Genomic DNA, 20477 nt, shown 5'->3' on the forward strand with positions numbered 1-20477 from the left:
GTTCGCTGCCTTGGCCATCGCCGTTAATCACCGTCCGTTTCGGTTATGAGACCAGCCGCGGCCAATGTGGCGCGAACCGCCGGGATCGACAAGCGCCGCCCCGCCTCGAGCTCCAATGCATCGGCAACGCGCAGGATCGCGATATGGCTGCGCTCGATCCGCCGGGCGATCCAGGCGATGACGTCCGGCCGGGCGTGGAGCAGGTGGCGCTCGAAGGCGCGCTCCAGCAGCTGGGGGATCAGCATATCGTCGGGCGGGCCGATCTCCAGCAGCGGCGAGGCGGCGAGGCGCGACTTGAGGTCGGGCAGCTTCACCGCCCAGGCGGGCGGCGCGGCCTGGGCCACGATCAGCAGCGGGCGGTGCTCGGCCTGGGCCTGGTTCCAGGCATGGAAGACCTCGGCCTCCTTGCCGAGATCGGCGTCGTCGAAGATGCGCGCGCCGGTCTTCGCCGCGAAGATGCGCGCGAGCAGGCTGCGGCCGGACTTGCGCGGGCCGGTGAGCAGCGCCGACATGACGGGCCAGGTGCCCCAATGTTCGAGCTGGTGGACGGCGCGGGCGTTGGAGTCGCTGACCAGGAATTCCGTCTCGCGCGCTTCGGGCAGTCCCAGCGGCAGGCGAAGCTGCGTCATCCGCCGTTCGGCGCTTCCGTCGCCTGCGGCGTGGGGGCCGGCTGGGCACCCCCGCCGCCACCGCCTGCGCGCCGGATGCGGAGCACGCCCGGCCCTTCCTGCACGCTCCAGCCCCGCGCCTCCAGCTGCGCGTGCAGCGAGGCGATCTGGCCGTCATAGGAAACCCGCATCACCGAGATGCCGCCCAGCGCCAGGCTCGAGGTGACTGCGGAGCGCACGCCCGGGATGCCGCGCAGCGCCGCCTCGCCGGCATTGACCGAGCCGACATTGGGCGTGTCGAACTGGACGCTGACGGCGGTGCCGGCAGCCGCGCTGGGCTCGGGCGTGGGCGTCGCCGCCTCGGTCGCCTCGTCGCTGGGCTTTTCCTCGGCCTTCGCGCCCGGCGGACGGGTAGCGAGCAGCCGGTCGGTGCCGAGCTGGCCGAGCGCGAGCGCCTGCTGATAGGCCTTGTCGAGTCGCTGGACGCCCGCATCCATCAGCGTGTCGAGCGAATCGCCATTGTCGACGCGCAGCGCGAAATCGGCGATCTTCTGGCGATCGGGGCCGTGCGTGGCCGAGAAGATGCCGATGATCGGCCCGCCCGGATATTCGCGGCGCAGCTGCACCTCGGCGATCAGCACGTCGGCCGCGCCATATTGGTCCAGCACCGAGCGCCACCAGTTGCGCCCGCGGCGCAGCACCTGGCCCGCATTGAGCAGCATGGAATCGGGGCCGTTGCCCTGTACGCGGACATAGTCGACCGTGCTGCCGCCGCTCTTGAAGCGGTTCCAGGCGCGCGCCCAGGCAGTCTCGCGCTCGAACACCAGGCCCGCGCCGCCCGAATATTCCAGCGGCACGATCAGCATGGGCGGCGACTGGTTCACCGCCACCGAGACGCCCAGGATGCCGCCCGCCTTGTTGCGATCGAACAGCACGCTGAGGCGCGCGATGTAGCGCGTCGGGCCGATCTGCTCCTTTTCCACGACGATGCCGGTGACGAGCGAATCGAGCGCCGAATCGGACATGGTGGAAGCCTTGCCGGTCAGCTTGCGCGACAGCATCTCCCAGCCCTTGCGCTGGGCGAGCCGCCAGCCGCCATAGCGGGCGGCATCGGCGTCCTTGCCCTTCACGTCGACATCGACGCCCGACACCTCGAAGCTGCCCGAGGCGTCGATCGGCACGGCGCTGCCGCCGCCGCTCTTCCCGTCGCCCTCGGCCAACACGGCGCCCAGCCCCGCAAGCGCGAGCGCGGAGGCGATGCCGATGGTGAGGGATTTGCGGGCAAGGGTCATGCAGCGGCCCTTTTGGCGAAGCGAGCGGGGAAATCCAAGCGCAGATGTAACATGTGGCGTTACTGCCCCCTTCGCGAACACGACGGATATTGAGATGACGGAGTGGGAAGATGGCGCTAAGCGCCCCGCATGAGCGACCAGAAGAACTATACCTATGCCCAGGCGGGCGTCTCGATCGCGGCCGGCAACGCGCTGGTCCGCGCGATTGGCCCGCTCGCCAAGTCCACGCGCCGCGCCGGCGCCGACGCCGATCTGGGCGGGTTCGGCGGCGTGTTCGACCTGAAGGCGGCGGGATTCACCGATCCGCTGCTCGTCGCGGCGAACGACGGCGTGGGCACCAAGCTCAAGCTCGCGATCGATCACGACGCGCATGACGGCGTCGGCGTCGACCTGGTCGCGATGTGCGCCAACGACCTGATCGTCCAGGGCGCCGAGCCGCTGTTCTTCCTCGACTATTATGCCAGTGGCAAGCTGGTGCCGGAGACGGCCGAGCGCGTGATCGCCTCGATCGCCGAGGGCTGCCGCCAGGCCGGCTGCGCGCTGATCGGCGGCGAGACTGCCGAGATGCCGGGCATGTATGCCGAGGGCGATTACGACCTGGCCGGCTTCTGCGTCGGCGCGGTCGAGCGCGACCGGCTGCTCGACGGCAGCGCGATCCGGCCGGGCGACGTGCTGCTCGGCCTGGGCTCCACGGGCGTACATTCCAACGGCTTCTCGCTGGTCCGCCGCCTCGCCGCGGACAAGGGCTGGAAGATGGACCGCCCCGCCTTGTTCGATCAGGAGGTGATCCTGCTCGACGCGCTGATGGCTCCGACGCGCATCTATGTGCAAAGCCTGCTTCCGCAACTTCGCAAGGGCAATGTCCGCGGCCTGGCGCACATCACCGGCGGCGGCCTGCTCGAGAATGTCCCGCGCGTGCTGCCCCAGGGTTGCCATGCGAAGATCGATGCCGGCTCCTGGCCCCTGCCCCGGCTGATGGCATTCCTGCAGGCCCAGGGGAATATCGAGCCCGAGGAGATGGCGCGCACCTTCAACTGCGGCATCGGCATGGTCGCGGTGGTGGCACCCGAACTGGCGGAATCGGTGAAGGACGCGCTCTACGCGGCGGGCGAGGAAGTGTTCGCGATCGGCACCGTCGAAGCGGGCGAGCGCGGCTGCACCGTGTTCGGCCCCACCGAAGTCTGGAGCGCGCGTTCGGATTGGTCCGCCACGCATAATGCGTAGGAAGCTCGGTATCCTGATTTCCGGGCGCGGCTCCAACATGGCCGCGCTCGTCGAGGCGGCGCGGGCGCCCGACTGCCCCTATGAAGTCGCGCTCGTCGCCAGCGACAAGCCCGAGGCCGAGGGCCTGGCCTGGGCCGCCGAACAGGGTGTCGCCACCTTCGCGCAGAGCCCCAGGGGCATGGCCAAGGCTGAATATGAGGCGAGGATCGACGCGGCCCTGCGCGAGGCCGGCGTCGAGGCGATCGCGCTGGCCGGCTATATGCGCCTGCTCTCGGACGATTTCGTCGCCCGCTGGCGCGGCAGGATCCTCAACGTCCACCCCTCGCTGCTGCCCAAGTACAAGGGGCTCGACACCCATGCCCGCGCGATCGAAGCGGGTGACAGCCATGGCGGCGTCTCGGTCCATATCGTCACCGAGGAGCTGGACGGCGGCGAAGTGCTCGGCCAGGCCGAAGTGGCGATCCTGCCCGGCGATACGGCGGAAAGCCTTGCCGAACGGGTATTGAAGGAGGAACATCGGCTCTATCCACGGATAGTCGCCGAGTTCCTATGCCCCAAGAACCTGCAAGGCTGAGCCCCGATCCCGACACCGCCCTTGCCCGGGTCCGCGCGATCGCGCTGGAGCTTCCCGAAGCCGAGGAGCGCCCGAGCCACGGCCAGCCGACCTTCTTCGTGGCCGGCAAGCAATTCGCCCAGTTCCGTCACGATCATCATGGCGACGGCCGCACCATCGTCGCGGTGAAGACCGCCGATGACGAGGAAGGGCCCAACCTGATCGACATCGCGCCCGAAACCTATTCCAGGGTCGCCTATTTCGGCGTCGGCTGGGTGGGCCTCTCGCTCGCCGGGCCGGATATCGACTGGGATTTCGTCGGCGACCGGATCGCGCGCAGCTGGGAACTTGCCGCCCCGCGCCGCCTGTTGGAAGCCGGCGGTCGCTGAGATCCGCGATCTTCCTCGCGGCTCCCGGATATTTTCCCGTTCACCCGAGTTTGTCCTCAATTCCCCGCCTTGCCTTGGCGGGAAATGGCGAACGGAGAAAATATGGGACAGAAGATCTCGCCCGCCGAGCCCGCGGAGGATCCGGGAGTCGCGACCGCCGAACAGGGCGTGGTATTGCTCGACGGCCCCGACGGGGTCGCCATCGCGATGACGCCACGCGCCGCGGAGGAGACCGGCCGCCGGCTCGTGGCGGCTGCCCACGAAGCGGCCAGCCAGGGCAGCGCCGAGGCGCATCCGAGCTGAGGCCCTTGCACATGTTCCGCAAGCCCCGCGATAAGGGGCGCCGATGATCAAGGTCGCCAGCTACAATATGCGCAAGTCGATCGGCACCGACCGCCGGCGGCGTCCCGAGCGCACGCTGCAGGTGCTGTGCGAGATCGATGCCGACATCGTCGCGCTTCAGGAAGCCGATCGCCGCTTCGGCGAGCGTTCGGCGGTGCTCACGCAGCATCTGCTCGCCGAGCATAGCGACTACAAGCCCGTCCCCCTCGGCACCAAGGCGCGCTCGATGGGCTGGCACGGCAACGCGCTGCTCGTGCGCAAGGATGCGCAGATTCTCGATTGCGAAGCGATCCACCTGCCGGCACTGGAGCCGCGCGGCGCAGTGATGGCGGATCTGCGCCTGGCCGGCGGGCCGGTGGTGCGGGTGGTCGGCATGCATCTCGACCTGTCCGGCCTGTGGCGGCGGCGCCAGGCGCATGCGATCATCACGCATCTCCAGGCGAGCACGCACCAATATCCGACGATCCTGATGGGCGACCTCAACGAGTGGAGCGCCCAGTCCGGATGCCTGCGCGACTTTGCCGGCCACTTCGCCTTCGCCGCCACCGGCAAGACCTTCCATGCCCGGCGCCCGGTGGCCCGGCTCGACCGGATCATGGCGAGCCCGGACCTGACCATCACCGATGCCGGGGTGCACGACAGCCTCCAGGCGCGTACTGCCTCCGATCACCTGCCCATCTGGGCGACACTGCAAAAGGCCTGATGACCGAAACCCGCGACAAGGAACTGCGCCTCGCGCTCGTCTGCTACGGCGGCATCAGCCTGGCCGTGTACATGCACGGCATCACCAAGGAAGTCTGGCGCCTCGCCCGCGCCAGCTGTGCCGAGCGCGACGGGGCGGACGGACGGCCCGACGTGTATCGCGAGCTGATCGAGGAGATTCGCGAGACGTCGGGCGTCAACCTGCGCGTGCTCGTCGATATCCTCGCCGGCGCCAGCGCAGGAGGCATCAACACGGTGTTCCTGGCCCAGGCGATCGCCACCGGCCAGTCGCTCGATCCGCTGACCGACCTGTGGATGGACAATGCGGACGTCGAGGCGCTGCTCGAGCCGCGCCAGCGCCCGTCGCACCGCTTCGCCAAGATCTGGGCGGTGCCGATCGCCTGGCTGGTCGCCAACCGTTCCAAGACAGTGGACGAGACGGTGGAGGCCGAGGCGCGCGACGAAGTGCGCCTGAAGCTCGAACATTTCGTCCGTTCGCGCTGGTTCGAGCCGCCCTTTGGCGGCAAGCGGCTGGCCAACACCATCCTCGATGCCTTCGCCGCCATGGCCAAGGGCCCCCGGGACAAGCGCCTGCTGCCCGATGGACAGCCGCTGGACCTGTTCGTCACCGTCACCGATTTTCGCGGCCATCCCGAGGCGCTGCGGCTCAATTCGCCCAGCTCGGTGATCGAGAACGAGCACCGGCTGGTCTTCTCCTTCACCGATCACGGCCTGCCCGGCGAGCGCTTCGCCGACGCCGCCAGCCTCACTTTCGCGGCGCGGGCCACCTCCAGCTTCCCGGGCGCCTTCCCGCCGATGACGGTGGGCGAGATGGACGATCTCCTCGCCGAGCGGAAACAGGCCTGGCCGCAGCGCGATGCCTTTCTGGAGCGCGTTCTGCCGCGCCAATGGGCGGACAGCCGCGGCGAGAAGGCGATCCTGATCGACGGATCGGTGCTCGCCAACGCGCCCTTCCGCCCGGCCATGGAAGCGCTCAAGGAGCGGCCGGCCCGGCGCCAGGTCGACCGGCGCTTCATCTTCGTCGATCCCTTCCCCAATTTCCGCTTCGACTTCTATGGCGCCGAGGCGGACAAGAAGCCCGGCTTCTTCGCCACGATCATCGGCGCGCTCTCCGAGCTGCCGCGCGAGCAGCCGATCCGCGACAATCTCGACGAGATCGCCCGGCGCTCGCACCGGATCGAGCGGATGCTCGCCATCGTCGCCGAAATCCGCGCCGAAGTGGAGACCCAGGTCGAGGCGCTGTTCGGCTATACGCTGTGGCTCGACTATCCCACGCCCAAGCGGCTCGCGACCTGGCGCCGCCGCGCGCAGGTCGCCGCGGCGGCCAAGGCCGGCTATGGCCACACCGCCTATGGCCTGCTGAAGGTGGAGGGTGCGATCGATCGCACGGCGCGGCTGCTCTACACGGTGGGCGAACGGCACGGGCCCGAGCGGCTGCACGAGATCCGCGAGGCGCTGGCCGCCACGGTCCAGTCGCGCGGGGCGGATCGGTTCGGCGCGACGCTTTCCTATGGCGCCTCCCCCGAGACGCTGGAATTCCTGCGCGCCCACGACCTGGGCTTCCGCATCCGCCGCCTGCGCCTGCTCGCCCGCCGGCTCACCGAAGTCGACTTGCCGACGAGCCATGGCGTGCTCCGCCCGATGCGCGAGGCGATCTATGATTCGCTCGCGGCCTATCTCGAGCTCAAGCGCGCCGACACCTATGCGGACCTGCGCGACGAAGTCCGGATGATGACCGACGATGCCGGGCCGATCCTCGACCGGCTGGCCGAGCGGATGCAGCTGAAGAAGCTCGACGGCGAGACCGACGCGCGGCTGGCGGAAGGGCTGAGCACGCTCGCGAAGGACCTGCGCCGTCCGCTCCTCCTCGCGCATCTGGGCTTTCCCTTCTACGACATCGCCACGCTGCCCCTGTTGCAGGGCGAGGGCGTGGACGAGTTCGATCCGATCCGGGTCGACCGCATCGCCCCGGACGACGCGACGGCGATCCGGGCCGGCGGCGCCGAGGCGACGCTGAAGGGGATCCAGTTCAACAGTTTCGGCGCGTTCTTCAGCCGGGCCTATCGCGAGAACGACTATCTCTGGGGTCGACTGCACGGCGCCGACCGGCTGATCGACATCGTGCTCTCGACGCTCGATCCCGCGACGCGCCCGCCCGAGGACCGTGCCGCGGCGATCAAGCGCCGGGCCTTCCACGCCATCCTCGACGAAGAGGAGAAGCGCCTGACGAAGATCCCCGGGCTGTTCGCGGAATTGCGGGCGGAGATCGGGTGACCGTCGCGTCCGCTATGGCCAAATTGGCCCGCGCGTCATAGAACTGTCCCCGCCTCACGCAGGAAGGGAGAGGGATGCGGTTTCTGAAGGTGCTGTTCTGGCTGTTGCTGGGCGGCCTCGTCGCTGGCTTCGTGATCTACAATGGCGACGAACGCGTGAACGTGCACCTGTGGAGCGGCCTCATTGCCGATTTCAGCCTGCCGCTGCTGCTGATCCTCGTCTTCCTCGCCGGGCTGCTGCCCGTGCTGCTCGCCTATCATGCGCTGCGCTGGCGGATGCGCCAGCGGATCACCGGGCTGGAGCGCGCCCTGAACGATCTGCGTGCGATCAACGCGATGCCCGAGCCGGCGGCCGTCCCCATGCCCGTGCCGATCCCGCCCCAGACGGCGCTGCCGCTGGGAGATCCGCTATGAGCCCGGTCTATGTCGCGATCGATACGCCGGACCTGGAACGCGCCAGGGCCATCGCCACGCGAGTGAAGGCGCATGTCGGCGGGATCAAGCTCGGCCTCGAATTCTTCATGGCGAACGGCCGTGCCGGCGTGCACGAAATGCACGAGATCGGCCTGCCGATCTTCCTCGACCTCAAGTTCCACGACATTCCCAATACCGTCGCCAAGGCGATCCAGGCGCTGCGCCCGCTCGAGCCCGCGATCCTGACCGTCCACGCCGCGGGCGGCCGCGCCATGCTGGAGGATGCCAAGGCAGCCGCACCCGCGGGTACCAAGGTGGTGGCGGTGACGATGCTCACCAGCCTGGACGACAGCGACCTGGTCTCGGTCGGCCTCAAGCCGGATTCGCACGAGCAGGTGATGCGCCTGACCGAACTCGCCAGGTCGGCGGGCGTCGACGGCATCGTCTGCTCGGGCAACGAAGTCGCCGCCGCCAAGGCGCTTTGGCGCGACGGCTTCTTCGTCATTCCCGGCGTCCGCCCGGCGAACGGCACGGCAGGCGACCAGAAACGCGTGGTCACGCCGCGCGCCGCGCTCGATGCCGGCGCCTCGATCCTGGTGGTCGGCCGCCCCATTACCCAGGCCCAGGATCCCGACCTGGCCGCACGCGAGATCGAGGCGACGCTATAGCAGGAGGCAGTGATGATACGGATCGCGGGTTTCGGACTCTTCGCCCTTTTCCTCGCATTCTTCGGTCTTCACGCTGCCTCTCCGCCGCAATCGGCCAGCTTCGACTGCGCCAGGGCCAGCCACCCGCTGGAAAGGACGATCTGCGCCAGCCCGAAGCTGCGCGCGCTCGATGGCGAAGTGGCGGCACTCTACAAGGCGAAGCTCGCCCTCCTGTTCGACAAGCAGGGCTTTCGCGGGCAGCAGCGCGACTGGCAGCAGATCCTGCGCACCCGCTGCGCCAAGACCTGCGATCCCGCTTCGGTGGAGCGCTACTATGCCGCCCAGCGCGATTCCCTGCGCAGCTTCAACGAAGAGCTGTGGGAAGCCAGCTACAAGACCGCCGACGTCGCCCAGCTGACGATCAACCATATCGACGCGAACCAGTTCGATTTCGCGCTGAACCGCGATCTCGAGGGCAAGGCGCTCTGCAAGCTGCCGGCCAGCGATGGCGAGGCCGGCGCGATCGCCACGCTCGCCTCGCCTGCCAAGGCGAGCTGGTCCGCCGGCGCGTGCAGGATCGACTTCATCCTGACGCGCGACGCCGGCGGCCATGTCACCCGGATCGACACGGCCGCGTCAGCGGGCTGCAAGCGCTATTGCACGGGCAATTACGGCCTGAGCGACACCTTCCTGCCCGCCAATAGCTGGGTCGCCAGCAATCAGTGAGCGCCGTCGTTGAGCAGGGCGAATACCTGGGCATAGTCCCCGCGCGCCTCGGCGAAGCGGAGGAATTTCACGCGCTCGGTCAGGTTCTCGGCCGCACCCGCCTCCAGCTGGGCCAGGGTCTCGGCGATATAGTCGGCGAGCGGCATCGAATTGGGGTTCTCGGCATGGCCGGGCATCAGGTCGGTCGCCACCGCCGGCGGGGCGATCTCGATCACATCGACATTGGTGCCCTTCAGCTGGTGGCGCAGCGACTGGGTCCAGCTGTGGATCGCCGCCTTGGTCGCCGAATAGGTGGGCGTGGCCGCGAGCGGGACGAAGGCCAGGCCCGAGCTGACGGTCAGCACTGCCGCCTTGGGACGGGCCAGCAGGTGCGGGAGCAGCGCGGCATTGAGGCGCAGCGGCCCGAGCAGATTGGTGGCGATCGTCGCCTCGCCGATGGCCAGGTCCGATCCCGGGGCGACAAGCTTCTCGGCCTGCATGATCCCGGCATTGTGGAGCACCACGTCGAGCGCCGGATGCGCCGCGACGATTTCGCGGGCGAAGCGCGCGATGTCGTCGGCATCGGCCACGTCCAGCGTTGCGGTGGCGATGCCCGGGTTGGCGGCGGCAACTTCCTCGAGCGCGCTCGCGCGACGACCCGAGACGATCACCTTGTTGCCCCGCGCATGCAGCGCCTCGGCGAGCGCGCGGCCGATGCCCGAGCCGCCGCCGGTGATCAGGATGGTGTTGCCGGTCATGTCCATGTTCGGATCCCTTCCGTGAATGCCTGGACGCTGGATATCGCATCATGGTACCTATTGGGGAGTAGGCACCCAAGATATTCATACATACCTTTTGGAAACCATGGCCGATTACGACCCCCATCGCTATCCCGATCTCGACCCGCGGGTGGAAGCGCTCGTCACCGAGATCATCGGCCGCGTCGCCGACAAATGGACGATGATCGTGCTCGAGGCGCTCGCCGAACATGGCGAGCTGCGCTTCTCCAGGCTGCGTGCCGAATGCGGCGGGATCAGCCAGAAGATGCTCACCCAGACGGTGCGCCAGATGGAACGCGACGGGCTGCTGATCCGCACCGTTCATCCGGTGATCCCGCCACGGGTGGAGTACAGGCTCACCGACCTTGGCGGCAGCCTTGCAGAGGCTTTCTGCGGCGTGTGGGTCTGGGCGGCACGCAATCTGGGACGGATCGAGGCGTCCCGCGCCGCCTTCGATGCGCGGGCGGCGGCATAGGCGCTTGCCAAAGCAGCCCCGGCATCCGACAGAGCCCGCCATGCCCGACAAGCTGACGATCCGCCTTGCCACCCGCGACGACCTGCCAGCGCTCCACCCCGTGATCGAACGCGCCTATCGCGGGGACGCCGCGCGCGGGGGCTGGACGCATGAGGCCGACCTGATCACCGAGGGCAGCCGCACCGAACTGGCGACGCTGGAGGCGATCCTGGCCGATCCCGCCCAGCGGCTGCTGGTGGCGCTGGGCGAGAACGGCCCGATCGGCTGCGTCCAGGTGACCGACAAGGGCGATCGCCTCGCCTATCTCGGCCTGCTCTGCGTCGATCCGCTGCTTCAGGCCGGCGGGCTCGGCAAGCGGCTGGTCGCGGCGGCGGAGGACTGCGCACGGGAGGCCTTCGGCACCGTGCGGATGGAGATGACGGTGATCGACACCCGCACCGAACTGATCGCCTATTATGTGCGCCGCGGCTATGCGAGCTCGGGCGAGAAGCGCGATTTCGTGATCCCGCTCGATCCGCCGCTGTTCATGGACGTGCTGGTCAAGGACCTCTGAAATCCTTCAGGAAACTGGCGATCTCGCGACGATTGCCGAGCCAGGCGAATTCGCCGGAATAGCCTTCCAGCATCGCTTCCACGCGCGGCAGGGTCTTGAGGCGGAACAGCAGGACATAACCGAGAAAGCCTAGGTCGAAGCGCTCGGGGCAGCCCTCTGCCATGTCCGGGCGCACCTTGCCGAAGCCGCCGATGATCCTGCGGATCACACGCCAGAGACAGCGCAGCGGCGACAGGTCGAGCAGCACCACCTTGTCGGCGGCGGCAAGGCGGACCGGGAGCGTGCCGGCATAGGTGCCGTCGATGATCCAGCGCGGGCCGGCGGCGAGCGCCCCTACCTGTTCCTGCCATGTCTCCTCGTCCGGCTCGACCCAGCCCGGCCGCCAGTAGAGCTGGTCGAGATGATGGACGGGCAGTCCGGTCCGCCCGCCGAGCTGGCGCGCGAGCGTCGATTTGCCGCTGCCGGGCGATCCGATGACGAGAATGCGTTCGGCCATAGAATTTCTTAGCGGCCCTGGCTGGTGACGTCGCGGCCTTATCCCCCTAAGGCTGCCGCATGCCCGTTACCGCCAAGATCTGCGGCCTGTCCACGCCCGAGACGCTCGACGCCGCCATTGCCGGCGGAGCGAGCCATGTCGGCTTCGTGTTCTTCCCGCCCTCGCCGCGCAATGTGGGCTTGGACCAGGCGCGGGCGCTGATCCGGCGCGTGCCGGGGCATGTCGGCACGGTCGGCGTGTTCGTCGATCCCGACGAGGCGCTGCTGTCGGCGGCGCTCGCCACCGGGATCCAGGCGGTGCAACTCCACAAGACCGCCGCCGATCGCGCCGCCGCTATCCGCATGCGGGTGCCGGTCTGGGCCGCAGTGGCGGTGAAGGCCCGCGCCGATATCGACCAGGCGGCAGCCTATCGCGGCGCGGCCGACCGCATCCTCTATGACGCCAAGACTCCGGACGGCGCCGCGCTGCCGGGCGGCATGGGTCTGCGCTTCGACTGGAAGCTGCTCGAGAACATTCCCCAGCCGCTGCCCTGGGCGCTTTCCGGCGGGCTCGACGCCGGCAATGTCCGCGAGGCGGCGAGCGTCACCGGCGCCAGGCTGGTCGATGTCTCCTCCGGCGTCGAGCGCGCTCCGGGACTCAAGGATGTTGCCAAGATCGCCGCATTCCTCCAAGCGGTGGCGCAATGTTGAGGCCGTTCGCACCTGTCCGCATCGGATTTCGATGGCGCTGATCGCTAGCTCCCCAGCCAGCCTCCGCCATCCGAACCCATGAGAGACGCAATGACCGACACCACCACGCTGCCCAACAGCCTGCGCAATCTTCCCGACGAGCACGGGCATTTCGGCCAGTTCGGCGGCCGCTTCGTCGCCGAGACGCTGATGCCGCTGATCCTCGACCTGGAGCGCGAATATCGCGCGGCCAAGGCCGACCCGGCCTTCCAGGCCGAATTCGACGACCTGATGGAGCATTATGTCGGGCGCCCGAGCCCGCTCTATTTCGCCGAGCGGCTGACCGAGCATTATCGCCAAGGCGCCGTCCCCGGCCCAAATGGAGAAAGGCGGGGCGCGAAGATCTATTTCAAGCGCGAGGAACTGAACCATACCGGCGCGCACAAGATCAACAACTGCATCGGCCAGATCCTGCTCGCCCGCCGCATGGGCAAGACGCGGATCATTGCCGAGACCGGCGCAGGCCAGCACGGCGTCGCCACCGCCACCGTCGCGGCGCGGTTCGGCCTGCCCTGCGTGATCTTCATGGGCGCGAAGGACGTCGAGCGGCAGAAGCCCAACGTCTTCCGCATGAAGCTGCTCGGTGCCGAGGTGCATCCGGTGACGAGCGGCGCCGAGACGCTCAAGGACGCGATGAACGAGGCCCTTCGGGACTGGGTCGCGAACGTCCACGACACATTCTACATCATCGGCACGGCGGCGGGCCCGCACCCCTATCCCGAGCTGGTCCGCGACTTCCAGAGCGTGATCGGCACCGAGGCGCGCGAACAGATCCAGAAGGCCGAGGGGCGCCTGCCCGACCTGCTGATCGCCGCGGTGGGCGGCGGATCGAACGCGATCGGGCTGTTCCATCCGTTCCTCGACGATGCCGGCGTGGCGATGATCGGCGTCGAGGCCGCCGGGCACGGCATCGAGACCGGCCAGCATGCCGCCAGCCTGACCGGCGGCGCGCCCGGCATCCTGCACGGCAACCGCACCTATCTGCTCCAGGACGAGGACGGCCAGATCACCGAGGCGCATTCGATCTCGGCGGGGCTCGACTATCCGGGCATCGGCCCCGAGCATAGCTGGCTGCACGAGAGCGGCCGGGTCGAGTATCTGCCCGTTACCGACCAGCAGGCGCTCGACGCCTTCCAGCTCTGCTGCAAGCTGGAGGGGATCATCCCGGCGCTGGAAAGCTCGCACGCGCTGGCAGCTCTGGAAGCCAAGGCGCAGGAAATGCGCGAGGATCAGATCATCGTGGTCAACGTCTCGGGCCGGGGCGACAAGGACATCTTCACCGTGGCCGATGCGCTGGGAGTGCAGCTGTGAAGCGCCTCGGACTTGTGATGCTGGCTCTTGGTGGTGGGCTCGGATTGACGTGGCTGCTGCTCCGGCAAGGCGGCGTAGTGGGGCATTGGGCCGGATCCTGGGTCGATGCCTGCAGCGCGGCGCCTGATGCCCGGGCAAAGGCAGGCGACTGTATCGACTGTGTCATCCATGGTTGCGATGCGAGCGCGGCCCTCTGGTTCGGCAGCCTCCCGGTTTTCACTTCTGCCGGCCTGCTGCTGTTCGGCGGGCTGATGTTCGCAATGGGGAAGCTTCGCCGTGGCTAGCCGTCTCTCCGCCGCCTTCCCCGCCGATCGCGCCGCGCTCGTCACCTTCGTCACTGCAGGCGACGGCCCCACCGGCGAAGTCCTCGATGCGCTCGTCGCGGGCGGCGCGGACGTGATCGAACTGGGCATGCCGTTCACCGATCCGATGGCCGACGGCCCTGCGATCCAGGCGGCGAACCTGCGCGCGCTCGCCAGGGGCACTCGCACCGCCGACGTGCTGGCGATCGTCAAGGGCTTCCGCGTGCGCCATCCGGACGTGCCGCTGGTGCTGATGGGCTATGCCAACACCATGACCCGCCCCACCCCCACGGCCTTTGCCGAAGCGGCGGCCCGGGCCGGCGCGGACGGCGTGATCATCGTCGACATCCCGCCCGAGGAGGCCGGCGAGGTCGCGCCCTTCGCGGCGAACGGGATCGACGTGATCCGCCTCGCCACCCCCACCACCGATGCCGCGCGCCTGCCGGCGGTGCTCGCGGGCGCGAGCGGGTTCCTCTACTATGTCTCGGTCGCCGGGATCACCGGGCTGCAACAGGCGGCCCAGGCCTCGATCGAAGACGCCGTGGCGCGGCTCAAGGCCGCGACCGACCTGCCGGTGGCGGTCGGCTTCGGGGTCCGTACGCCCGAGCAGGCCCAGGCGATCGCCCGGGTGGCCGATGGCGTCGTCGTCGGTTCGGCGATCGTGGAACTGGTCGGAAAACATGGGGTAGATGCGCCGGAGCACGTCCGCGCCTATATCCACTCCCTCAAGACGGCCGTGGAAGCCGCAAGGAAAGAAGTCGCATGAGCTGGATCGATCGCGTCCGCAACGTTCTCGCCTTCACCCCGAAGAAGGAAACCCCCGACAATCTCTGGCACAAGTGCAAGGGATGCGGACAGATGACCTTCATGAAGGAGCTGGAGGCCAACCAGCATGTCTGCCCGCATTGCGATCATCATGATCGCATCGGCCCGGCCGAGCGCTTCCAGTATCTGTTCGACGAGGGCAGCTACACCGTGCTGCCCAGCCCCAGGGTGGCCGAGGATCCGCTCAAGTTCCGCGACCAGAAGCCCTATCCGGCGCGCCTCAAGGCCGCGCGGACCAGCACCGGCGAACAGGACGCCTTCCTCAATGCCTCGGGCACGATCCTCGGCCGCAAGGCAGTGATCGGCGTGCAGGATTTCGCCTTCATGGGCGGCTCGATGGGCCAGGCCGTGGGCGAGGCGTTCATCCAGGGCGTCGAGGCCGCGATCGCGGCGCGCGCGCCCTATATCGCCTTCACTGCCTCGGGCGGCGCGCGCATGCAGGAAGGCATCCTCTCGCTGATGCAGATGCCGCGCACCACCGTGGCGATCGAGATGCTCCACGATGCGGGCCTGCCCTATATCGTCGTGCTGACCGACCCGACCTCGGGCGGCGTGATGGCCGCCTATGCGATGCTGGGCGACGTCCAGATCGCCGAGCCGCGCGCCATGCTCGCCTTCACCGGCCGCCGCGTGATCGAGAACACGATCCGCGAGAAGCTGCCCGACGACTTCCAGACTTCGGAATATTATCGCGAGCACGGCCTGATCGACATGGTCACCCATCGCAAGGAACTGCGCGAGACGCTCGGCCAGCTGATCGGGCTGCTGTGCGAGGAGAAGAAGGCGGCGTGAGCGGGTTTCCCTCTCCTCTTCGGGGGAGAGGGTCAGGGAGAGGAGCAAGCGCATTGCGTCCTCGCCAGGCCCCTCTCCCCTGCCCTCTCGCTGCAGGCGGAGAGAGGGAGTAGATGGCCGACCACGCAATCTCCTCCGATCCCGCCGTCCAGCGCCAGCTCGACCGGCTGGGCGCGCTGTCGCCGGGTGCCGACATTCTCGGCCTGGAACGCATCGCTCGCCTGCTGGAACGCGTCGGCAGCCCACAGCGCGCGCTGCCGCCGGTGCTCCACGTCGCCGGCACCAACGGCAAGGGCTCGACCTGCGCCTTTCTGCGTGCCGCGATCGAAGCCGCGGGGATGCGCGCGCACGTCTATTCGAGCCCGCATCTCGTCCGCTTCAACGAGCGGATCCGACTTGCCGGCGAACTGATCCCCGACGCCCTGCTCGCCCCGCTGCTCGAGGAAGTGCTCGATGCCGGCGGCGATATCGGCGCCAGCTTCTTCGAAGTGACCACCGCCGCCGCCTTCCTCGGCTTTGCGCGCGTGCCGGCGGACGCGCTGATCCTCGAAGTCGGCCTGGGCGGTCGGCTCGACGCCACCAACGTCGTCGCGCGCCCGGCGGTGACCGGCATCGCCCAGCTCGGCATCGACCATCAGGCGTTCCTGGGCGATACGCTGGAGAAGATCGCCGCGGAGAAGGCGGGCATCGCCAAGCCGGGCGTGCCGCTGGTGACGATGCGCTACGCCCCGCATATCGCCGAGATCGTCGCGGCCGCCGGCGCGCCGGTGTTCGCGCAGGGCGCTGCGTGGGACTTCGAGGTGCGCGGCGACCGGCTCCGCTATAGCGATGCCCGGGGAGCGGTGGAGACGCCCCTCCCGGCCCTTGCCGGGCCGCACCAGCCCGCCAATCTCGCGCTCGCCATCGCGATGCTGCGGCACCAGCAGGCCCTGGCCGTGCCTGACGAAGCGCTTGGCGCAGCCCCCCGCAACGCCCGCTGGCCCGCGCGCATGCAGAAGCTGGGCGACGGCCCCTTGCTGCATCTCCTGCCCCCCGGCAGCGAATTGTGGCTCGACGGCGGGCACAACGAAGCCGCGGCCGCCGCCGTGAGCGCCACGCTGGCACAGGTCGCGCACGGCCGGCCGGTGCGGCTCGTCCTCGGCATGCTCGCCAACAAGGACGCGCAGGGCCTGCTCGCGCCGTTCGCGCCTCTCGCTTCGGGATTGCACGCAGTGCCGGTGCCCGGGCACGAGCACCATGCCCCCGCGCGCCTCGCCGAAGTCGCCCAGGCGCTCGGCATCCCGCATGCGGCGGTCGCGCCCGACGTCCCGCATTCCCTTGGCGCCATCGCCCGCGAAGGCGGCGCGCCGGTGGTGCTGGTGATGGGGTCGCTGTACCTCGCCGGCACCGTGCTCGACGCGAACGGCGAACTGCCCACCTAGGCCAAGGGCCTCATATCCTTCCATCGACACCCCGGCCTTGCGCCGGGGTCCCGCTGCCTTGCCGGCGCCCCAGAACGGCGCGGCGGCCCGTTCATGGGCGCCCTGTCCCCAACCCCGGATGTCCCATCGGTACATCGCGAACCGTGCTTCGCCCGCGACAGGCCGCCATCGCATTTTCTGTTAATGCGATTGACTATCAATAGCGAATGCGCAAAGTTTCCGATCACAGCGATCGGAGTCCCCATGACTGTCAGTGCCACGCTCACCGCCCTGCCCGAACTCCAGCCCGAAGATCCCGGCGCGCGGCTGCTCCTGTTCGGCGTTCGCCAGATGGGCGCGCACGGCATCCATGATGCCTGCACCGCGCACGCCTTCGTCACGGCGTTCGGCAAGGGCTTCCGGCGCCCGCTGGTGCTGCTGCGCGCGCTGATGCAGGAGATGTCGGCGACGTCGGCCGGGCCGATCCAGATCGCGCCCTGGTGCTGCGCGCGGATGACCGGGGCGGAGTCCGCGCTGCTCCAGGTGCTCGGCCGGGTGCGCACCCAGCCCCAGGTCTCGGCGGTGCTGCTCGCCGACATGCTCGGCGTGCGCGACGCGACGGGCGTGTTGATCACTGCCCATGCCCTTGCCAACAGCTTCGCCGATATGGGGCTGGCGCTCGATCAGTGAAATGCGTCGGGCGGCAGCCTGAGGTCGGTCAGCACCCAGTTCGCGCCGTGCAGCCGGAACTCCAGCGCCGCCCCGTCCTTGCGGGTCAGCAGGAACCGGCCGAAGGCGACGCGGCGATAGCGCATTTCATTCGCCTTGAGCTTGATCGTGTCCGGGCGCGGGGTCTCGGCCAGTGGCGCCGCCGCGAAGATGAAACGCATCCCTTCGGGCGAGACCGCCGCATCGACCACCGTATCGGCGATCCCAGCACGAACCAGCGCCCCCAGCATGCCGCCGCCCTCGCCGCCCGTCCGCGCCGAAAGCTGGGCCTTCACGCTTTCCCGCACCATCGGGAAATCGATATGGCGCGCCAGCGCGTCGATGTCGCGCGCCTCGGCTGCGCGTTTCATCTGCCACAGCGTATAATAGGGCGATCCCCACACCCAGCCGCCGGCGGCGAACAGGATCAGTGCCAGTAGCACGATCAGCCAGCGCTTCTTCATGCCGTCACGCCCTTCGAACGCAGCCCGGCCAGCGTATCCGTCGCCCAGCGATACATGTCCGCCTCCGCCGCGCGCTGCTGGCGATCCATGCGCTTCATGCGTTTCTCCACTTCCTCGAGCACCACAAGAGCCTTGCGATCCCAGCCCTGCGCGATCAGCAGCGCGGCATAGCGGCAGCGCGCCTCCTCGCCCGGCATGCGGGTGATGATATCGGCATAGCGTTCCAGCGCTTCCTCCGCGCGGCCGAGATGCTCGAGCAGCTTGGCACGCAACAGGATCCGGCGATCCCGATCGCTCTGGCCGAGCGGCTCGGGCGCCGCATCGAGCAGCGCCAGCGCCTCCGCGCCCTGGCCGGTCTCGTAAAGCGCCTCGGCCAGCTTGCCCTGGGTCCGCACATCGGGCTCGCCCGCGGTCATCCGGATCGATTCGCGGTAGAGCGGAACCGCCTCGCCGTTACGGCCGAGCCCGGCCAGCGCGTCGGCGACGCGCAGCCGGTTGGCGGCCGTGTCGGCGAGATCGAGCGCATCGCGGGCGGCGCGCAGTTCGCGCTCGGGATCGAGGGCGGACACCGCCTTGGCGCGCGCCGTGCGCACATGGCGGTTCTGGCCCAGGCCAGGCAGGATCTCGACGAAGAAATAGGCGATGGCGCTGACCACGGGCAGGAAGATCAGCGCAGTCACCCACATCGGGTTGCCGCCGCGCCGCATCAGATGGACGATGCACGCCACCTGCAAGCCGATGATCAGCAGATAGGGCATCAGGCGCCCGCGCTTTCCGGCGCGCCCTCGGGCGTGGAGACGATCGGCTCGCCCTTGGGCAGCGGCGCCGGGCGCCACCATTCGATCAGCACCAGCACCACCGCGATCATGCCGAGCCCGGCAGTCACGTAGAAGATGTTGGCATAGCCGTGCTTCTCGATCGCCTCGCCCACCGCGGCACGGCCGAGCGCGCCGACCAGGAAGGTCATCGAGGAGAGCAGCGCATATTGCACCGCGCTATACTCGCGCGAAGTGATCGAGGAGATATAGGCGATGAAGGCGGTGCCCGCGAGCCCGCCCGCGATGTTCTCCCCCGAAATCGCCAGCATCAGCCGGACCATCCGCGGCTCGATGCCGACATGGTCCAGCAGGAACAGATGCGCGAACCCGTCGATCCACGGGCCGCCCAGCGCGAGATCGGCATAGAGCAGGTTCGACGCCGCCGCGACGATGCCGCCCACCAACAGGGTCGGCAGCCGGCCGATCGAGGCGAGCATCAGCCCGCCGATCGCCACGCCCAGGATCGTCATGATCACGCCGAACACCTTGGAAGCGAAGGCGACCTGGTCGTTCGTATAGTGGAGGAAATCGAGATAGAAGGGGAAGGCGAACGGCGCCCAGATCGAATCGGCGATCCGATAGACCAGGATCAGCGCGAGGACGAGGATCGCCCCCCAGCGCAGCCGCTGGACGATCTCGGCGAGCGGCAGGATCAGCGCGCGATAGCTGTGGTTGGCGGCGGCTCGCAGCGCGCTCGGCGCGGGATCCGGGCCTTCGACCTGCCGCGGCAGCCGGTTGGTCCAGCCCGCGACCAGTGCCGGCAGGATGACGGTGGCAACGATGATCCACGGCCCCCAGACCTGGGTGAACACCCCGGCCGACGGCGCCGGCACGCCGGGCACCGGCGGACGCAGCGCCGCGATCATGAAGCTGCCGAGCATGTAGATCGCCCAGGCCCAGCAGACCGCCACGATCCCCAGCGCGACGGCGCGCTGGCCCGCCGCGGGCACCGAATGGCCGGCCAGCGGCGAAGCCTCGTCGGCGGCGTTGCGCTCGGCCTCGGGAGTGAACAGCGTCATCGCCAGCGCGCCGATCATCACCACGCCGAAGCCGATATAGACGGTCGGCCAGCTCAGCCGCGCCGCCAGGATCAGCGCCAGGGCCCCTCCGGTGAGCGCCGCGAGCCGGTTGCCGAGCTGGTAGATCGCCGAGAGCAGGTCGACCGTCGCCGATTCGTCGGCGATCTCGATGCGCCATGCGTCGATCACCACGTCCTGGGTCGCGGAGAGGAAGGCCGCGATCACCGCCAGGCCGGCAAAGCTGCCGATCGCGGTCAGCGGATCGGTGAGCGCCAGCCCGCAGAGCAGCACCGCCAGCCCGGCCTGGCAGAGCACCAGCCAGGAGCGGCGCCGGCCCAGTTGCCCGATCAGCGGCAGCCGCGCCCGATCGACCAGCGGCGACCACAGGAACTTGAAGGCATAGGCCAGGCCGATCCACGAGAGCACGCCGATCGTGGCGAGGCTCACCTTGAGTTCGCCCAGCCAGGCGTTGAGCGTGCCGATCAGCAGCACGAAGGGCAGGCCCGACGCGAATCCCAGCACCAGCATCGCCGCCGTCTTGCGGTTGCGCGTCGCCGCGCGCAGCAGCGCCCAGCCTTTCAATTTGTCGCTCACCTTGCACCCTCGCTGTGTTGGGTGGAAACTAGCCGAAAATAAC

Annotated in this window: 25 protein-coding genes; 18 read left to right on the forward strand and 7 right to left on the reverse strand. The window is 68.9% G+C overall.

The annotated features are described in order from the left end of the window. Window positions 1-23 precede the first annotated feature (23 nt). Together BGP17_RS05180 and BGP17_RS05185 are read right to left on the reverse strand one after the other, a co-directional pair. Window positions 24-629: a P-loop NTPase family protein gene (locus BGP17_RS05180; RefSeq protein WP_167299018.1), complete on the reverse strand. Its 606-nt coding sequence runs from the start codon at window positions 627-629 to the stop codon at window positions 24-26. After that, a complete protein-coding gene (locus BGP17_RS05185) occupies window positions 626-1900 on the reverse strand; it encodes a heavy-metal-associated domain-containing protein (RefSeq protein ID WP_286711235.1) in 1275 nt (424 codons plus the stop codon). Before BGP17_RS05185 ends, BGP17_RS05180 begins: the two co-directional genes overlap by 4 nt. Window positions 1901-2029: 129 nt before the next feature. On the opposite strand from BGP17_RS05185, the gene purM reads away from it, so the two are divergent. The 9 genes from purM to BGP17_RS05230 all read left to right on the forward strand — a co-directional run bounded on the left by purM (window position 2030) and on the right by BGP17_RS05230 (window position 9191). Continuing rightward, window positions 2030-3124 (forward strand): phosphoribosylformylglycinamidine cyclo-ligase, encoded by a 1095-nt coding sequence (gene purM, locus BGP17_RS05190; protein WP_286711236.1) that lies wholly within the window; start codon window positions 2030-2032, stop codon window positions 3122-3124. Beyond that, on the forward strand, window positions 3117-3698 hold the full coding sequence (purN, locus tag BGP17_RS05195; protein WP_286711237.1) for a phosphoribosylglycinamide formyltransferase: 582 nt from the start codon (window positions 3117-3119) through the stop codon (window positions 3696-3698). Before purM ends, purN begins: the two co-directional genes overlap by 8 nt. Continuing rightward, window positions 3674-4066, forward strand: a complete 393-nt coding sequence (locus BGP17_RS05200) for an MmcQ/YjbR family DNA-binding protein (protein WP_286711238.1) — start codon at window positions 3674-3676, stop codon at window positions 4064-4066. Before purN ends, BGP17_RS05200 begins: the two co-directional genes overlap by 25 nt. A 102-nt stretch (window positions 4067-4168) precedes the next feature. Beyond that, the gene (locus tag BGP17_RS05205; protein ID WP_167299025.1) at window positions 4169-4369 is read left to right on the forward strand and encodes a hypothetical protein; all 201 of its coding nucleotides are present in this window, start codon (window positions 4169-4171) and stop codon (window positions 4367-4369) included. A 43-nt stretch (window positions 4370-4412) separates the two neighbouring features. Beyond that, window positions 4413-5111 (forward strand): endonuclease/exonuclease/phosphatase family protein, encoded by a 699-nt coding sequence (locus tag BGP17_RS05210; RefSeq protein ID WP_167299027.1) that lies wholly within the window; start codon window positions 4413-4415, stop codon window positions 5109-5111. Continuing rightward, window positions 5111-7405, forward strand: coding sequence for a patatin-like protein (locus BGP17_RS05215; protein ID WP_167299029.1), 2295 nt, complete (start codon window positions 5111-5113; stop codon window positions 7403-7405). Before BGP17_RS05210 ends, BGP17_RS05215 begins: the two co-directional genes overlap by 1 nt. 74 nt (window positions 7406-7479) lie before the next feature. Next, window positions 7480-7818: a lipopolysaccharide assembly protein LapA domain-containing protein gene (locus BGP17_RS05220; protein ID WP_286711239.1), complete on the forward strand. Its 339-nt coding sequence runs from the start codon at window positions 7480-7482 to the stop codon at window positions 7816-7818. Next, on the forward strand, window positions 7815-8486 hold the full coding sequence (gene pyrF / locus BGP17_RS05225) for an orotidine-5'-phosphate decarboxylase (RefSeq protein ID WP_286711240.1): 672 nt from the start codon (window positions 7815-7817) through the stop codon (window positions 8484-8486). Before BGP17_RS05220 ends, pyrF begins: the two co-directional genes overlap by 4 nt. Before the next feature lie 12 nt (window positions 8487-8498). After that, a complete protein-coding gene (locus BGP17_RS05230) occupies window positions 8499-9191 on the forward strand; it encodes a lysozyme inhibitor LprI family protein (RefSeq protein WP_286711241.1) in 693 nt (230 codons plus the stop codon). On the opposite strand, the gene BGP17_RS05235 is transcribed toward BGP17_RS05230, so the two are convergent. Next, a complete protein-coding gene (locus BGP17_RS05235; RefSeq protein ID WP_286711242.1) occupies window positions 9185-9934 on the reverse strand; it encodes an SDR family oxidoreductase in 750 nt (249 codons plus the stop codon). The genes BGP17_RS05230 and BGP17_RS05235 overlap by 7 nt on opposite strands. 100 nt (window positions 9935-10034) lie before the next feature. Between BGP17_RS05235 and BGP17_RS05240 the strand changes: the two genes are divergently transcribed. Together BGP17_RS05240 and BGP17_RS05245 are read left to right on the forward strand one after the other, a co-directional pair. Then, window positions 10035-10424, forward strand: coding sequence for a winged helix-turn-helix transcriptional regulator (locus tag BGP17_RS05240; protein WP_286711243.1), 390 nt, complete (start codon window positions 10035-10037; stop codon window positions 10422-10424). Window positions 10425-10464: 40 nt separating this feature from the next. Next, window positions 10465-10977, forward strand: coding sequence for a GNAT family N-acetyltransferase (locus BGP17_RS05245; RefSeq protein ID WP_286711244.1), 513 nt, complete (start codon window positions 10465-10467; stop codon window positions 10975-10977). Here the strand turns inward: BGP17_RS05245 and BGP17_RS05250 are convergent. Beyond that, on the reverse strand, window positions 10964-11473 hold the full coding sequence (locus BGP17_RS05250) for a P-loop NTPase family protein (RefSeq protein WP_167299041.1): 510 nt from the start codon (window positions 11471-11473) through the stop codon (window positions 10964-10966). The two genes, BGP17_RS05245 and BGP17_RS05250, sit on opposite strands and share 14 nt — an antisense overlap. 59 nt (window positions 11474-11532) lie before the next feature. On the opposite strand from BGP17_RS05250, the gene BGP17_RS05255 reads away from it, so the two are divergent. From BGP17_RS05255 to BGP17_RS05285, 7 genes are all read left to right on the forward strand, one after another. Then, entirely contained in the window at window positions 11533-12162 is a 630-nt protein-coding gene (locus tag BGP17_RS05255; RefSeq protein ID WP_286711245.1) for a phosphoribosylanthranilate isomerase, read from the forward strand. 90 nt (window positions 12163-12252) lie between these two features. Next, window positions 12253-13512 (forward strand): tryptophan synthase subunit beta, encoded by a 1260-nt coding sequence (trpB, locus tag BGP17_RS05260; RefSeq protein WP_286711246.1) that lies wholly within the window; start codon window positions 12253-12255, stop codon window positions 13510-13512. Then, window positions 13509-13796 (forward strand): hypothetical protein, encoded by a 288-nt coding sequence (locus tag BGP17_RS05265; RefSeq protein ID WP_286711247.1) that lies wholly within the window; start codon window positions 13509-13511, stop codon window positions 13794-13796. The genes trpB and BGP17_RS05265 overlap by 4 nt, the downstream gene beginning before the upstream one ends. Further along, on the forward strand, window positions 13789-14580 hold the full coding sequence (gene trpA / locus BGP17_RS05270) for a tryptophan synthase subunit alpha (protein WP_286711248.1): 792 nt from the start codon (window positions 13789-13791) through the stop codon (window positions 14578-14580). Before BGP17_RS05265 ends, trpA begins: the two co-directional genes overlap by 8 nt. Continuing rightward, window positions 14577-15431 carry an acetyl-CoA carboxylase, carboxyltransferase subunit beta gene (accD, locus tag BGP17_RS05275; protein ID WP_286711249.1) on the forward strand — a complete coding sequence of 285 codons (855 nt, stop codon included), beginning with the start codon at window positions 14577-14579 and terminating at the stop codon, window positions 15429-15431. Before trpA ends, accD begins: the two co-directional genes overlap by 4 nt. Before the next feature lie 113 nt (window positions 15432-15544). Then, complete coding sequence (locus tag BGP17_RS05280; RefSeq protein ID WP_286711250.1) at window positions 15545-16852, forward strand: bifunctional folylpolyglutamate synthase/dihydrofolate synthase; 1308 nt, start codon at window positions 15545-15547, stop codon at window positions 16850-16852. A 243-nt stretch (window positions 16853-17095) separates the two neighbouring features. Then, a complete protein-coding gene (locus BGP17_RS05285; RefSeq protein ID WP_286711251.1) occupies window positions 17096-17521 on the forward strand; it encodes a DUF6628 family protein in 426 nt (141 codons plus the stop codon). On the opposite strand, the gene BGP17_RS05290 is transcribed toward BGP17_RS05285, so the two are convergent. Genes BGP17_RS05290 through BGP17_RS05300 form a run of 3 tightly spaced genes read right to left on the reverse strand, consistent with a single transcriptional unit; the run spans window position 17515 to window position 20434 of the window. Then, window positions 17515-18003, reverse strand: a complete 489-nt coding sequence (locus BGP17_RS05290) for a DUF2939 domain-containing protein (RefSeq protein WP_167299055.1) — start codon at window positions 18001-18003, stop codon at window positions 17515-17517. The two genes, BGP17_RS05285 and BGP17_RS05290, sit on opposite strands and share 7 nt — an antisense overlap. Beyond that, window positions 18000-18761 carry a tetratricopeptide repeat protein gene (locus BGP17_RS05295; protein ID WP_286711252.1) on the reverse strand — a complete coding sequence of 254 codons (762 nt, stop codon included), beginning with the start codon at window positions 18759-18761 and terminating at the stop codon, window positions 18000-18002. Before BGP17_RS05295 ends, BGP17_RS05290 begins: the two co-directional genes overlap by 4 nt. Next, window positions 18761-20434, reverse strand: a complete 1674-nt coding sequence (locus tag BGP17_RS05300) for an AmpG family muropeptide MFS transporter (protein ID WP_353681864.1) — start codon at window positions 20432-20434, stop codon at window positions 18761-18763. Before BGP17_RS05300 ends, BGP17_RS05295 begins: the two co-directional genes overlap by 1 nt. Window positions 20435-20477 lie beyond the last annotated feature (43 nt).

The organism is Sphingomonas sp. 67-41 (genome assembly GCF_001899725.1).
Lineage (GTDB): Bacteria > Pseudomonadota > Alphaproteobacteria > Sphingomonadales > Sphingomonadaceae > Sphingomonas > Sphingomonas leidyi.

What these genes read in the sequence shown, in the direction of transcription:
- BGP17_RS05210 (WP_167299027.1), top strand. Translation starts at nt 4,413, where the DNA reads ATGATCAAGGTCGCCAGCTACAATATGCGCAAGTCGATCGGCACCGAC.
- BGP17_RS05290 (WP_167299055.1), bottom strand. Translation starts at nt 18,003, where the DNA reads ATGAAGAAGCGCTGGCTGATCGTGCTACTGGCACTGATCCTGTTCGCC.
- purN (WP_286711237.1), top strand. Translation starts at nt 3,117, where the DNA reads ATGCGTAGGAAGCTCGGTATCCTGATTTCCGGGCGCGGCTCCAACATG.
- BGP17_RS05240 (WP_286711243.1), top strand. Translation starts at nt 10,035, where the DNA reads ATGGCCGATTACGACCCCCATCGCTATCCCGATCTCGACCCGCGGGTG.
- accD (WP_286711249.1), top strand. Translation starts at nt 14,577, where the DNA reads ATGAGCTGGATCGATCGCGTCCGCAACGTTCTCGCCTTCACCCCGAAG.
- BGP17_RS05280 (WP_286711250.1), top strand. Translation starts at nt 15,545, where the DNA reads ATGGCCGACCACGCAATCTCCTCCGATCCCGCCGTCCAGCGCCAGCTC.
- BGP17_RS05180 (WP_167299018.1), bottom strand. Translation starts at nt 629, where the DNA reads ATGACGCAGCTTCGCCTGCCGCTGGGACTGCCCGAAGCGCGCGAGACG.
- BGP17_RS05230 (WP_286711241.1), top strand. Translation starts at nt 8,499, where the DNA reads ATGATACGGATCGCGGGTTTCGGACTCTTCGCCCTTTTCCTCGCATTC.
- BGP17_RS05235 (WP_286711242.1), bottom strand. Translation starts at nt 9,934, where the DNA reads ATGGACATGACCGGCAACACCATCCTGATCACCGGCGGCGGCTCGGGC.
- BGP17_RS05200 (WP_286711238.1), top strand. Translation starts at nt 3,674, where the DNA reads ATGCCCCAAGAACCTGCAAGGCTGAGCCCCGATCCCGACACCGCCCTT.
- BGP17_RS05255 (WP_286711245.1), top strand. Translation starts at nt 11,533, where the DNA reads ATGCCCGTTACCGCCAAGATCTGCGGCCTGTCCACGCCCGAGACGCTC.
- purM (WP_286711236.1), top strand. Translation starts at nt 2,030, where the DNA reads ATGAGCGACCAGAAGAACTATACCTATGCCCAGGCGGGCGTCTCGATC.
- BGP17_RS05285 (WP_286711251.1), top strand. Translation starts at nt 17,096, where the DNA reads ATGACTGTCAGTGCCACGCTCACCGCCCTGCCCGAACTCCAGCCCGAA.
- BGP17_RS05205 (WP_167299025.1), top strand. Translation starts at nt 4,169, where the DNA reads ATGGGACAGAAGATCTCGCCCGCCGAGCCCGCGGAGGATCCGGGAGTC.
- BGP17_RS05245 (WP_286711244.1), top strand. Translation starts at nt 10,465, where the DNA reads ATGCCCGACAAGCTGACGATCCGCCTTGCCACCCGCGACGACCTGCCA.
- BGP17_RS05185 (WP_286711235.1), bottom strand. Translation starts at nt 1,900, where the DNA reads ATGACCCTTGCCCGCAAATCCCTCACCATCGGCATCGCCTCCGCGCTC.
- trpB (WP_286711246.1), top strand. Translation starts at nt 12,253, where the DNA reads ATGACCGACACCACCACGCTGCCCAACAGCCTGCGCAATCTTCCCGAC.
- BGP17_RS05220 (WP_286711239.1), top strand. Translation starts at nt 7,480, where the DNA reads ATGCGGTTTCTGAAGGTGCTGTTCTGGCTGTTGCTGGGCGGCCTCGTC.
- BGP17_RS05250 (WP_167299041.1), bottom strand. Translation starts at nt 11,473, where the DNA reads ATGGCCGAACGCATTCTCGTCATCGGATCGCCCGGCAGCGGCAAATCG.
- BGP17_RS05295 (WP_286711252.1), bottom strand. Translation starts at nt 18,761, where the DNA reads ATGCCCTATCTGCTGATCATCGGCTTGCAGGTGGCGTGCATCGTCCAT.
- BGP17_RS05215 (WP_167299029.1), top strand. Translation starts at nt 5,111, where the DNA reads ATGACCGAAACCCGCGACAAGGAACTGCGCCTCGCGCTCGTCTGCTAC.
- pyrF (WP_286711240.1), top strand. Translation starts at nt 7,815, where the DNA reads ATGAGCCCGGTCTATGTCGCGATCGATACGCCGGACCTGGAACGCGCC.